This is a genomic window from Veillonellales bacterium, assembly GCA_039680175.1.
Lineage (GTDB): Bacteria > Bacillota > Negativicutes > JAAYSF01 > JAAYSF01 > JBDKTO01.
Genome location: JBDKTO010000013.1, coordinates 43839 through 57225, shown reverse-complemented (window position 1 = coordinate 57225; position 13387 = coordinate 43839). Strand labels below are relative to the sequence as shown.

The window sequence follows — 13387 nt, the reverse complement described above, 5'->3', positions numbered from 1 at the left end:
TGGAAACCCCAACAATGACTCCTTTCTTATATGAAAAAGGGGAGGCGCTCCTATTATGGGCGCTTCCCTTTTTAGTTTCCAGTATTATTTTCCCGTCGGTGTTGCCTCGTCGGAAAAAATGACGGAGTCGTTCACCAGCTTGCTGCCCGGCCAGGGAACCTGACCGAAAATTTCTTCTTTGGAATTATCAGCCCGTTTCTGTTTGGTACTTAATATTTTCCGATAGTGCAGGAACGAGCCCTTTCGCCCGCATTCCGGGCAGTAGGTGTTGGCCGAGCGGTGACGATCCGCTTTCCATGAAAACAAGTTAAAATGCAGTCCGCAATACTGACAGATAAAGCCGTTGATAAAAACGCCTTCCCTCTCTTTGGCATTGACGCCGATCGGTTTATTGTCGGCAAGCGGCACCGGCCGGGAATCCCGGATGTCTGTCGAACCATCACTCATTCTGTAGCCCCCTTATCCAAATTAGAAGATTGCCCCTGCTAAAAGTGGCCGTTCAGCTTTTGAATCAACGCAAAATGTAACGGCTGTTTCTTCTGATTATTTCTCGAAAAATTCATATAAATCCTTTATTGCGTTTTATTTTTTACTGTCTCAGGGTCATACCGGCTCCGGACAACAATACCGGTAATGAGCAAGAGGGCGCCGGCACAAATAAAAACCGGCCGGATTCCCAGCCAGACGCTGACTATCCCGCCAAACAGCGGCCCCAGCATGGATCCAACCTGATTGGCGCTCATCGTGAGACCAAAGGCCCGCCCCCGGAAATCGGCGTCCGTATTATTGACCACAATGGTATTGATGGCCGGAAAAACACCGGCAAGAAATAGTCCATAAATAAACTGCAGCGCACCGAACTGCCAGATATTCTGCCCAAAATATTGACAAATATTAAACACTCCGGCACCCAAAAACGACAGACTGAGAATGGTGAAGAAGCCTTTTTTCTGACCAATTCTCCCCCATAAAGGCGCGGCGATGGCGCCGGCAATGCCGGCCAGGCTGAAAACAATGCCGGCCGCCAGCCCGGCACCCTCCAACTGTCCCTGAAGCTGAGCGACATATAAAGTAATCAGCGGCTGCAATACCATCACCGCCATTTGAACAATGATCAGCAAAAGCAGCATTTCCCGCAGCAGCCGGTTGCGAAAGGCGATTTTCAGATCATTGATCACGCTGCCGCCGGTCTGAGGCATTTCGCTGCGGGTTGGTTCCGTGACCAGCAGTCTCACCGCCACCGTACCGCAAAATATGCTGGCGGCTGCGACTACAAAGGAGGCCCGGATACCGAAGACATGAGATAATACCCCGCCAAACAGCGGTCCGATAATACCGCCCGTCAGCATGGACGTCTGCATGATACCCAGGCTAAACCCCATTTTATCTTCCGGCACTGAAGAAGCCACAATCGCCATAGAAGCCGGAACAAAACCGGCGGCAAACCCCTGCAGCAGCCGGACAATAAATAGCTCCAGCGGGTTCCGCACCAGCGAGCCTAAAAAATATACAATTGCCAGACAAAACCCGGCACGGATCACCATCCGGCGCTTGCCCTTCTTATCCGCCCGCCGACCCCAGTAAGGTGCTAGCAGCGCGCAGACAAAAAAAGTAATGGAAAAAACCAGTCCCGACCATACTGTAACATCCTGCTCTGCTGCCCCCAGATCAAGCAAGTATAAGGGTAAAAACGGGATAATCATGGTATAGCTTGCGCTTGATAAAATACAGCCTAACCATAACGACCATAAATTTCTTTTCCAGTTCAAAATTCCACCTCTATTATTTAAGCTAACCTGTATATATTCTGAACCGAATCGAATTTTCCTGTTTATTTTTGTTCGACTTTGACAACTAGCGGCTTATATTCATAGAATAATGGCAAAGATGAAGCTGCACAGGAGGAACGGGAAGTGACAACGACTGAATATACAAAACGCTGCAGGATCTTCTGTCCGGAGGAATTAGAGGAAAGAGCCAGAAAATTAGCCGCATTTTCGGTTTCAGCCGCAACCAACGGCAACACGATTGCTCTTTTTACTATGCTGGTATTGCAGGAAATTCTGGAGCAGCTGGCAGCGGACCCAGCGACCAATCTCACCGGTATTGTCGCGGTTTCAGCTAGTATCGCCAGCCTTAACAACAGCATACAGTTAATTGATCCTTAAGAAAAGAAGCCATGCATTCATTCTCGCATGGCTTCTTTTCTATGCATAGTAGGATTGGCAAAAATTGGGGTGGCAGTCTGAGTAGCACTTGGCAGTTCCACTTGGTTACGCCGTAGATAATTATTCATTACTTTCCCTGCGGCATTACGGGGCAATGCTGCTACGATTTCAAGTATCTTAGGCATTTTATAGCGTGCCAGTTTGTCTTCACAAAAAACTTTAATATCGGCTATACTCAATTTCCAGCTTGAATCCTTTAAGACAATAACCGCTTTAATGGCTTCACCCCATTTGTCATCAGGCACTCCGATTACGGCAGCTTCCTTTATATTGGGATGACGGTATAATACCTGCTCCACTTCGACCGGATAAACGTTCTCCCCCCCGGTGATAATCACATCTTTTTTCCGGCCTTCAATATAAATGTAGCCTTCTTCGTCGCACCGGGCGCAATCTCCGGTAGAAAACCACCCGTTTTGCAAAACATCCTGCGTTGCTTGCGGTTTTTTCCAATATCCGATCATTACATTGGGAGCGCGAACCACTAGCTCGCCAACTTCTCCACTGGAAGCATCCTTGCCGCTTTTATTTAAAATCCGCACATCAGCATAAAAGGCAGCTTTACCTACTGAACCCATTTTGCGAGCGGCATCTCGAATATTCAGGATAGTTACCGGTGCTGCCTCCGTCAAACCAAATTGTTGAATTAATGATATTCCATTCTCTTGCAGCAATTTTATGACTGTTACGGGGCAGGGAGCTCCTGCGGAAATAGTTAAGCGCAATGACCTCAGCTGGTATTCAGCAAAATCAGCCACTTGCGTGACTGCCTGCCACATCGAAGGCACCATAAACATACATGTTATTTTCTCATATTCAATGGTTGCCAAAACCCGAATTGGATCAAACCTATTATCGATAAAAACCGTGCCGCCTTTATATAATAACGGCAAAGTTAGAATTGTCATTGCGCCACTATGAAACATGGGAGCCACCGTAAAAGTAGTATCCGTCTCCAAAATGGGATGAGCGATTAGAACCTGAATAATATTCCAAAACATATTAGCATGAGTAAGCATTGCACCTTTAGGACGCCCGGTAGTCCCTGACGTATACATGATCATATGCACTTCTTCCCCATCTACGTTAACGTCAGGTTCCGTATCAGCGTTTCTCGCCAAAAATGCCTCGTATTGAGCATTATCATCCAACGTCTGATTTCCAGCATTGATTATATAGGATACAAAAGTTTTGTTGCGAATTTCATAAGCGAACGGCGCGCATTCACTTTGATAAAGAAATACCGTAGCACCGCAATCATTCAAGATATGCACTACTTCCTCAACACTTAAGCGAAAGTTAAGCGGAACAAAGATCGCTCCTATTTTGGCGCAAGCAAACATTGCCTCTAAAATCTCATTCCCATTCAAGAGAAATACCGCTACCCGGGTTCCTTTTTCCACCCCGCTCCGCGTTAATCCGTTCGCCAAACAATTGATACGGCTATTTAATTGACTATACGTCAGTTTTTGATTTTTAAAAATTACAGCCACTTTGTTATTACTTAATTGAGCTCTCTTCGTTACCCAATATCCAATCCCACTCACTTTTATCCGCTCTTCTTTCATTTTATTACGTTAATAAAGATTTTTCTGCTTGCTCGGACATTACAGTGTCATAGAAATTTTTTCAATATCCGTTGCTGCTGCTGCTAACTGCTGCATAGCCGCCGATAATTCTTCCGTAGAGGTCGCCTGCTTTTCGCCTAATTCTGCTGTGCTCATTATGGTATCAACTACAGACTTTGTTTCGCTCTGCACATTTTGCAAAATCACTTTTATTTGCTTGACCGATTGTGCACTGTTCACAGCCATTTTACGAATTTCATCAGCAACGACAGCAAACCCGCGTCCCTGTTCTCCCGCCCGTGCCGCCTCAATTGCAGCATTGAGTCCCAACAAGTTGGAATTGTCCGCCACATCACTGATAAATCGCAAGATATCGTGGGTTTTATTAATCCAAACAAGAACATTCTCCTCGTCATTTCTAACTTTAGCCAGATAATCGGCCAATTGGTTCGCCGAGTTTGCTAATCCTTCCAACGTTGCCGTTATTTGCTGCGTTGTGAGCGCTATGGCCTGAGCAGCTTCCTGCAATGCCGCCTGTGTTTTATAACTGGTAGCCGTACCAATGATTCCAGCAAATTCACCGTCTTCCTCAAAAATAGGACAAATAATTGAGTTTAACTTTACCCCGTAAACATGCTCAGGTATCATGCCCTTGACTATTTTTTGAGTATCGATACACTGCCTAATCACTCCGCCTGAAGCGATCTCGCCAATTTTGATGTTGGAAGTAGTAAATGTTTTCGGTTGTACATGATGAAGAAATCTTGCCTCCGCATCGCAGACTACGATGTCGAAATCAATTGGGAGTGCATTCCTAAGGGATTCCGCGGCAGCTATAATTGCCTCCACTTTCTTCATTTACATCATCTCCCCGGATATATAACCATAGTTATAAGAGAAGGGCCTTACTTAAGTGGTAAAGCCCTTCTACCTTCACTGTTAATCCCATTTCAGCAACTAACACCATGGTCTTATACAAAACATCTATTTCTGCTCTTGGAACTATTAGATTTAATAGAAGAATTCAAATTGCATCCTATAAGCTTTATCTAAATTGTCGGAAGTAAGATTGGTCAGAGACCGGTTTTTCACCTTGAAGTCCTGATATTCCAAAGAGAGAACGACATTCTTTGCCAACACGTTTTCATACGTTAAGTACCATGCATTCACATTATCGGTGCTATGGGTAAATATGTTGTAAGGCTGAGTCGGATATGCTACCGCCGTAGTGTCAAAACCACCGCCGCCACTTGGGATCGTTCCGGGGTCAACGCTGCGATAGGAAACCGACCAGGCGTCAGACCCTTTCTTCGCCGGATCTACCAGCAAAGCTGCGTTATAGTATACGGCGGTCGCCCCCGGTCCTTTGCCGTTGCTTAATTGGACAACCCAGCCGTTAGGACTGTCAGGCAACCCTACCGGGTTGACCAGCTTAGTATCAATATAATCACCGAGAAGCGTTAAATCACCCATCTTGTACTTGACTGATAAGTCGTATCCTTTAGACCTTGTAAAACTGCCAATATTAGTATTCAGCGTACCGAGTCCGGTTTTGGTACTAGTACCCTGAATATCGGCCCAGTAGTAGCCTAATCCCATGTCCAGATTTTTATTAACATTAAACCTCACCTGACCGGTAGTAAGCTGATTGGAATTGCCGCTATCAGTACCAGTCACGCCAGTACCCAGTGCCGTATCCGATTTTATATTGCCGGTATAAGCGCTGAATTTCGCATCGCCGATTTTTTTGTTAATCAGCACCCCATCAACCGCCATTGGCTTGCCAATAAAGCCATAACCAATCACATCAAGGGCTGACCGGCCGGCGCGAATGCTGTCGAGACCAAGAACATTTTTTGCCGTCACATTCATAATGTCAAAATAGGCTGTTGAACCATAAGAACTATCGGTATTACCCCATTTATTGCCCCAGTTGCTGCTTAAACGGCCCTGCCACATCATGTTGTCATTAATAGTGCCCCAAAACTTGATTCGCTGACGAAAATCATACCTATCCGCTCCGCGCAGCTTATTACCGACTTTAGGGCTATTGCCCAGGATACGCATCCGCGTATCGCCGCCTATCCATGTATTGGTCTTAGCCTCTACCTTGGCAATCCGGGCACCCATCCGGTTTAATTCGGTAGCAAACTCGGCCGATAGACTATCAATTAATTTTTTGTTGGCGTCATCAGCCTGTTCATACTTTTCCATTGCTTTTTGGGTCATTACGGCAAATTCGTAGCGATTCATGGCCTTATCGCCACGGAAAGTTCCATCCCCGTAACCATCGATTAATCCCGCGTCTGCTAGTTTGGTTACAGCGTCATATGCCCAATGCTTAGCCGGGACATCACTGAACGACGCACTGGCGGCGTAAGTAATTCCTGTCAACGTAACAATAAGTACTGTGACCAAGAGAAACGAAAACCATTTCTTCACTGCTGCACCTCCAATTGATTCGATTCAAGCCCTCGGTAAAATCGGTTTACAAATACGAAATATTTTTTTAATCACCTCCTTTTATACGCTTCCCATCAACCAAATCCAATAGCTAAGCGTAATGTAAAACTGCCGCCTAAACATTAGCCCCTTTCGCAGCTTTTACGTCTTTGGGCTGTTGCGGCATTGTCGCAAAAATTAAAGCTATGACCCCAACAACGCAGATACCAACATTGAGTTCAAACGCCGGTGTGTAGTTTTTGAACATATCAAACAGCTTCCCCCCTACTATTCCGGCAGGCGAGCAAGCAATCGCCGAAATCAGAAGCACCATACCGTTTACCTTGGGGAATGCTGCCGGCCCGTAGTAGTTGCCGACCATCGTATTCAGGCAGACAAAGCTCCAGCCAAATCCTGCGCCGTACAGTATCGCCGCAACGAAAGCAACCGTAAGAGTGCTTGCGGTAATGCCAATTGCCAGGAAAGAGCCGATAAAATAGCAGCAGATACCCAGCATAAAGGCAAACCGGGCTGCCATTTTATCCATCAGCCAGCCGCCGATTAACCGACCGGCGATTCCACCCATAGTGAACAAGCCCATAGCCAGAGCAGCATCTGCAGCCGTAATGCCAACACCCTTCAAATGCATGATCCAGTGAGCGGTAAAGAAGAAAAAGGGGAATTGGCTGGCAATAGAACCAACCACAATCATCCAGAACGCTCTCGTTCCGTAAGCTTCGCCCGGAGTCCATGGGTATTTAGTGGATAAGGCACTTGACGTACCTTGCATAGATGGAGCCGGCTCCGGTTCACCATCGACAATCTGGCCTGAATCTTCCGGACGTTCTTTTACAAACAGGAAAGCAATAATTGCCCCGACGACTGCAATTCCAGCAACAATTAACCAGGCCTGCCGCCAGTCGCCCCCATTAGAAGCTAATATTTTGTTCATTAAAGGAGCGCCAATGAAACCGGCAAACCCTGACGCGGTCATTGCCAGGGCCATTGCCCTGCCCCTATAACGCTTAAACCAGCGGGTAACCGCAGTCGACAACGGCACAATGGTACCAAAACCAATGCCTGTGCCGATTAAAACGCCAAACCCTACCAGATAGTGCCAAGGCTGTGACGCGACGAAAGTCATCCACAATGCACCGACGCAGATAAAGGTAGACCCGATGCCAAAAGTTGCTTTAATCCCCCACCTAACGATCGCCGCCGCAATAATCATCGACGGAACGCCGACAAAAAAATTCAGCAGCGTGAATCCCAATCCGAAAGTGCTCCGATCCATGGCCAGCTCTTTCATCGTATACGTGTTAATTACAGCACCGCCGTAAAGTGGAAAGCCCATGTTCAGCAAGTACAGAAACCACAGTGCCCCGACCAATTTCCAGCCGTAGAAACTCTGCCTATTTTCCATTTGTTTCCCCCCTTATTTTTAACCACAGCGAAATGCAACGCCAAAGGGTCCCCGAGGATAATTCCATTTGATAATGCCCTTATTTTTGCAAACAACCCGGCAAGTGCCGCATTCCAGGCATCCCGCGTAATCAAAGTTCATTTCGTTGTCCTTCAAGGAATATAAAACGGCGGGACAAACAACCAGGCACGGCTTTTCTGCACACTTAGCACAAATCGCCTTGTCTAGCACAATATGGGGTTCTGCTTCGTCGACAGCGAATTTATTCAGCCCCAAAAGTTCCTCGGGTGAAAGTTTTTTTACCGTCATATCGCTCTGAACCCCTTCCAGCCATCGGCTGCTAATTGTCCGATTGAGACATGCTTTCTTACAATACTCAGCATTGCTTTATCAATCCGTTTCGGCAGCTTGCCGTCAACGAAAAACATATTTTTTATCATTTCATTCATCATATTGGGATACGTGGCTGCCATCCTGGGATTGCCGACAATATCGTGCCACTTGGCATAAAGGCGCATAGTAGGCAGCAGCGCCAAATCTTCCAGTTCTTTAAGATAAGCAGTGCCAACATTAGTGGAACCTTCATTTGCCAAGACGGCCCGGGCTGCGGCCACTCCGCTCACAATTGCCAAATCAATGCCTCGCACCATCGTACCGGTATTAATAACAAACCCGGCGGCGTCGCCGATCAAAAGCAGTCCGTCCCGATACAGCTTTTTCGGCATTGCGTTAATTCCCAGCTCCGAAACCAGATGCGCACCGTATTCCACTGTCGTTCCTTCCTTAATGAAGGGATAAACAACCGGGTGCATCTTTAAATCTTGAAGCATTTCTTGAACCTTTTTCCCCTGCTGGGCAGCTTCTACAGGATTTACGACAACGCCAAGGGATATGCTGTCTTTGTTAGTGTAAAGAAAAGCTCCTCCCGGGACTCCGTCTGTTCCTCCCGACATGACTCTGGCCACGCCTTCATCTGCCGCCAGATTAAACCTGGCTTCAATGACTTCCGGTGGAAGTTCAATCACCTCCTTTGCGCATACTCCTACGGAATCGGCAGTAATATCGCCGCGAAGTCCTGCTTTTTGTGCGATAAATGAATTTACGCCGTCAGCGGCAATGACCACATTGGCATATATTTCATCATCGCCGGCTCTTACGCCGATAATCCTCCCCCTTTCCTCGATTAAGTCCTCCACTAAAATTCCAATCGCCAGCATGGCGCCTTGTTCCTCTGCCTGTGCAGCAAACCACTCGTCAAAGGTCGCTCGCAAAACAGTAAAGGATTGCGGCACTTCCGCGCCAAAATCATAGTCCACATAATCCATTGTCATAGCGCTATGTTGACTCATCATCACAATTTGTTCGCGTATAACCTTTCTTTGCAGCGGAGCCTGCTGGTAAAGGCCCGGTTCAACAAGTTCCAATGCATACGTGTATAAGCGTCCGCCGGTAACATTCTTTTCGCCGGCGGTCGACCCGCGCTCAATAAGGATTACACTTTTCCCCGCTTTGGCTAATAAATAGGCACAAGCCGCCCCCGCCGGTCCGGCGCCGATAATTATGGCATCAAATTTTTCGTCGTCCGACATTTCTATAACCCCCTCAACGTGGCAACAGCCTATTTATTTGCCATTGCTTCGGTTAGCAAAGGCAGTACCTCGTAAAGATCACCTACGATGCCATAATCGGCGGCCGCAAAAATTGGCGCTTTTTCATTGGTATCAACGGCGACAATAAGCTTCGAATCCCTCATACCTACAACATGTTGAACTTGACCGGAAACTCCCAAACTAATATACAGTTCAGGTTTCACTTTTTGGCCGGAAATTCCGATATACCGCTCATTGGGCAGCCAATGATAATCTTCCGAAAGGCCCCTGGTGCAGCCGATTTCCGCGCCGATTGCTTTTACCAGTTTTTCAACCGCTGCAAGATCTTCTTTTTTGGCAAGGCCGCGCCCCACACAGACAATTCTCTGAGCGGTTGAAATATCGACCGCTTCACGGACAATCGGGCATACATTACGGATTTCCAGCCGGGTGTCTTTATTAGCGGCGTCAATCGTACTGATTTCACCTTGCCTATCGGCTGCGGGTTCAGCTTCAGCATATGTCCGTGGGGGTATGGTAACTAATGCCGGCAGAGAGACAGCCTCTGTCCGTACTGCCAAACCGCCGTAAACAAGTCTTGTTGTTTCAATCCGATTGTTTGCATATTTTACAGTCAAAGCATCTGTTACCAAACCCGTTTTACGTTTTGCGGCAACTTTCGCGGCCACATCTTTGCCGCGCAAAGTACCGCCAATAAGCAGTACACTTGCCGCTTCTTTGCTGATAATATCAGCCACTGCACCCGCATAACTTTCCGGCCACGAATTTTCTCCCTGCAGGACATACACCTTGTCAGCCCCGGCTGCAATAAAAGCGTGTATCTCCTCACCGGAAATTGCGATAACCCCCAGCGGCTGTCCCATCGTCTCCTTCAATTTCTGCCCCGCGGTAAGCAATTGTCTGGCAAGAGTATTATCTTCCGAATAAACCCAAATTCCTGGCATGTTCCTTACTCCTCTCTTAGCTGATACCCTCTTGGGCAAGATTAGCGACAAGTTTTGCAACATTATCTGCCTGGCTGGCCTCTTTGAATAAGATGTTCTTTCGGTTCATGACATACCCGGCATCCGATAAAACAACAACTTTCGCCTCCAGATCGTCCCGTGCTAAGCCCAAATCAGACACCTTTATTTCCGCTGACGGTTTCTTTGCTGCAGCCATCACTTGCTTTAAGCTGGGTATACGCGGCTTGTTAATTTCGGGCAGTACGCTAATCACCGCCGGTCCTTTTATTTCAATTGTTTCCGTACATTCACCCAACTTGCGGGTAGCAATAACCTTCTCAGTTTCAATCCCAATTTCCTTAACAAAGGTAACTATCGGAATTTCCAAAAGAGTGGCAATTCGGGGAGCAATCTGCTGGTTGTAAACATCAGAACTGCCCTCACCGCAGAGAATCAAATCATAAGAATCGGTTTTGCGTATTGCGGCTGCGAGAATATTGGCCGTTATAAACGCGTCTGCTTTATCGGCAATTGCATCATCGCCAATCCAGTATGCCTGACCTGGGCCACGGGATAGCGCATCTTTAAGGGATTGTTTGACCTTGGTATTGCCAAAGGTCAGCGCAGCAGCACTGCCGCCGTACTTTTCTACCAGCAGCACTGCCGCCTCAATAGCATTTTTATCATAATCACTGATCTTCCCTTTTGCCCTGCCGGAATCAAGGGACAAATCCCCCGCTTTGATTTTTATATCTTGTTCGTCCAACACCCACTTGTAACAGACAAGAACTTTTGGCATCTGTATTACTCCCTCCTCAGGGAGGGTGGAACTCCCCCCTCCCGTCAACTGTGTTTGCTATTGAAATGCGCTCACTATTCAAGCACACTATCGGCAATTACTTTTTCCGGAAATTCCAGAGAACTGTCCATAATCGCTGTGCCCTTGACATCACGGTAAAACCGGGATACTGGCATTTCCTCACTATACCCGTAGCCGCCTTCAATCTGAACCGCATCAATTAAGGCGTTTTGTCCAATGCGAGAAACACTGAACTTGACAATGGCAGCTTCCGTCATAACCGGTTCACCCTTCTCAATCAGTTGAGCTGCATTGTAGATGGCTAAACGAGCCAGGTGAATATTTGCTGCCATCTCCGCAAGCATAGTTTGAATAGCCGGAAACTTGGCGATTGGCCGGCCAAACTGGACTCTTTGCTTCGCATACTTTGCCGCATCCTCCATAGCCGCTTGGGCAATTCCTACCATTTGAGCACCTGCCGCAATATTTCCAACAGCAAGCGTTTCCGTAGCTATCACAAGACCGGCATCTTCTGATCCAAGTAAACTTTCCTGAGACAGCCTCACATTTTCAAAAGTAACTTCCGCGGACTGACAGCCGCGCAGTCCCATTTTTTCAACTTGCCGTCCTACAGTCAAGCCAGGGGTTTCAGCGTCGACAAGGAACGCACTCATTCCTTTTTTGGGACCGGCCTCCGGATTGGTTAAAGCAAAAACAATATAAACCCCGGCTGCACCGGCGTTAGCGACATAGGATTTACATCCATTCAGCACATACCCGTCGCCTTCCTTACCGGCAATAACCGCTGCGGGATCGTTCAGAGCAAATGCGCCAAGCTTATCTCCCTGGCACATAGCCGGCAAATATTTTTCTTTTTGTTGTGGCGACCCCCAGCGGTTTATTGCGTAAGCGACAAAAGACGCATGCTGAATCAAAATCGAGGCTACCCCTCCGCTTACACGGGACAATTCTTCTACCGCAAGAATATAGCTGAGATACCCCGCTTCCGCTCCGTTGAATTCCGCCGGCAGGAAAAGGCCAAGAAAATCATGTTCGGCCATCATCCTGACAACGTCTTCCGGATAATCGCCGCTATTGTCGATTTCAGCAGCGGCTGGCGTCACAAATTCCAGGGCAAAATCCCTGACACTCTGTTTGATTAGTTGTTGTTCTTCTGTCAATGCATAGCTCATGCGTTACCCTCCTCTTTTATGTATACTCTGCTTAGCAAGAACGAAGCAGCTGTCCGGAAATGACAATCCGCTGAACTTGATTTGTACCTTCGTAAATTTGGGTCACCTTTGCGTCACGCATGAGTTTTTCAACGATAGAATCCCTGGAATAGCCAAAGGAGCCCATCAGGCCCACGGCATCCGCCGCAACCCGCATGGCGGTATCCGTGGCAAATGTTTTGGCAATCGCCGCCTCCTTCGTATAGGGCAATCCGGCTTCTTTCAAACGAAATACATTTCGCACAAGCTGTCTGGCCGCCTCAACCTGAATTTGCATATCGGCTACTTTGAACCCAACCCCTTGGTGAGCTGCCAACGGCTTGCCGCTTATATCCAGCCGTTCCTTGACATATTTAACCGCCTCGTCTAAAGCCCGCTGGGCTATGCCAACACCGATACTCGCTACCATTGGACGTCCTAAATCCAACGTTTTCATAGCGATTTTCATTCCTTCTCCTTCTTTGCCCAATAGATGATCTTGGGGTATTCTTACATTCTTTAACAACAACTCCACCGTGTTGGAACTTCGAATACCCATTTTATGCTCAACTGCCCCAACAGACAGCCCCTCTCGCTCTTTCTCTACAATAAAAGCGCTAAGGCCTTTTACTCCCTTACTGGGATCAGTGGCGGCAAATATGACCATAATGTCGGCATAACCGCAGGTAGTGGCGAAACATTTTGTGCCGTTAAGCACCCATTCATCGCCAGCTAGTTGTGCAGTCGTTGCAACAGCGCCTGCATCCGACCCGGCTCCCGGCTCAGTCAGGGAAAATCCGCCCAACCCGCCGGCAACAAGACAGCTAAAATATAATTTTTTTTGTTCTTCATTTCCCGCAATAAGTAAGGGATAGGCACTAAGTCCGTTGCCATTAAGAGTTGTCGCAAATGCCGCACAACCATAAGCCCATTCTTCAACAACTACCGCTTGGGCAACAGAATCATACCCGGGTCCGCCGTATTCTGCCGGTACCGTCATGCAATTCAGTCCGGCTTTTTTCGATTCTGCGAGAATAAACGTGGGAAATTCTCCGGTACGGTCGTACTCGCTGGCTGCCGGAATAATATGTTCTTTTGTAAAATCCCGGGCCAACTGTTGTAATCTTTGCTGCTCGGCAGTAAGAGATTTATCAACCATTAT

The 13387-nt window shown here is 47.5% G+C and carries 13 protein-coding genes; 1 reads left to right on the top strand and 12 read right to left on the bottom strand.

Annotated elements, in window-relative coordinates; all coding sequences use genetic code 11:
- Positions 1-84: 84 nt before the first annotated feature.
- Complete coding sequence (locus ABFC84_02310) at positions 85-447, bottom strand: hypothetical protein (GenBank protein ID MEN6411580.1); 363 nt, start codon at positions 445-447, stop codon at positions 85-87.
- Positions 448-572: 125 nt separating this feature from the next.
- Positions 573-1769 carry an MFS transporter gene (locus ABFC84_02305; GenBank protein ID MEN6411579.1) on the bottom strand — a complete coding sequence of 399 codons (1197 nt, stop codon included), beginning with the start codon at positions 1767-1769 and terminating at the stop codon, positions 573-575.
- A gap of 144 nt (positions 1770-1913) precedes the next feature.
- Here ABFC84_02305 and ABFC84_02300 point away from each other — a divergent pair, with 144 nt between their 5' ends.
- Positions 1914-2168, top strand: a complete 255-nt coding sequence (locus ABFC84_02300) for a hypothetical protein (GenBank protein ID MEN6411578.1) — start codon at positions 1914-1916, stop codon at positions 2166-2168.
- A gap of 17 nt (positions 2169-2185) precedes the next feature.
- Here the strand turns inward: ABFC84_02300 and ABFC84_02295 are convergent, their stop codons facing one another.
- From ABFC84_02295 to ABFC84_02250, 10 genes are all read right to left on the bottom strand, one after another.
- Entirely contained in the window at positions 2186-3796 is a 1611-nt protein-coding gene (locus tag ABFC84_02295; GenBank protein MEN6411577.1) for a long-chain fatty acid--CoA ligase, read from the bottom strand.
- A gap of 39 nt (positions 3797-3835) precedes the next feature.
- Positions 3836-4654 (bottom strand): methyl-accepting chemotaxis protein, encoded by an 819-nt coding sequence (locus ABFC84_02290; GenBank protein ID MEN6411576.1) that lies wholly within the window; start codon positions 4652-4654, stop codon positions 3836-3838.
- Positions 4655-4807: 153 nt separating this feature from the next.
- Complete coding sequence (locus ABFC84_02285) at positions 4808-6238, bottom strand: S-layer homology domain-containing protein (protein MEN6411575.1); 1431 nt, start codon at positions 6236-6238, stop codon at positions 4808-4810.
- A 136-nt stretch (positions 6239-6374) separates the two neighbouring features.
- A complete protein-coding gene (locus ABFC84_02280; protein MEN6411574.1) occupies positions 6375-7661 on the bottom strand; it encodes an MFS transporter in 1287 nt (428 codons plus the stop codon).
- Positions 7662-7679: 18 nt separating this feature from the next.
- The gene (locus tag ABFC84_02275; protein MEN6411573.1) at positions 7680-7970 is read right to left on the bottom strand and encodes a ferredoxin family protein; all 291 of its coding nucleotides are present in this window, start codon (positions 7968-7970) and stop codon (positions 7680-7682) included.
- The gene (locus ABFC84_02270) at positions 7967-9250 is read right to left on the bottom strand and encodes an FAD-dependent oxidoreductase (GenBank protein MEN6411572.1); all 1284 of its coding nucleotides are present in this window, start codon (positions 9248-9250) and stop codon (positions 7967-7969) included. The genes ABFC84_02275 and ABFC84_02270 overlap by 4 nt, the downstream gene beginning before the upstream one ends.
- A 29-nt stretch (positions 9251-9279) precedes the next feature.
- Complete coding sequence (locus ABFC84_02265) at positions 9280-10215, bottom strand: electron transfer flavoprotein subunit alpha/FixB family protein (protein MEN6411571.1); 936 nt, start codon at positions 10213-10215, stop codon at positions 9280-9282.
- A 16-nt stretch (positions 10216-10231) separates the two neighbouring features.
- Entirely contained in the window at positions 10232-11014 is a 783-nt protein-coding gene (locus tag ABFC84_02260; GenBank protein MEN6411570.1) for an electron transfer flavoprotein subunit beta/FixA family protein, read from the bottom strand.
- Between the two features lie 74 nt (positions 11015-11088).
- The gene (locus ABFC84_02255; GenBank protein ID MEN6411569.1) at positions 11089-12207 is read right to left on the bottom strand and encodes an acyl-CoA dehydrogenase family protein; all 1119 of its coding nucleotides are present in this window, start codon (positions 12205-12207) and stop codon (positions 11089-11091) included.
- Between the two features lie 31 nt (positions 12208-12238).
- The gene (locus ABFC84_02250; protein ID MEN6411568.1) at positions 12239-13384 is read right to left on the bottom strand and encodes an acyl-CoA dehydrogenase family protein; all 1146 of its coding nucleotides are present in this window, start codon (positions 13382-13384) and stop codon (positions 12239-12241) included.
- Positions 13385-13387: the final 3 nt, after the last annotated feature.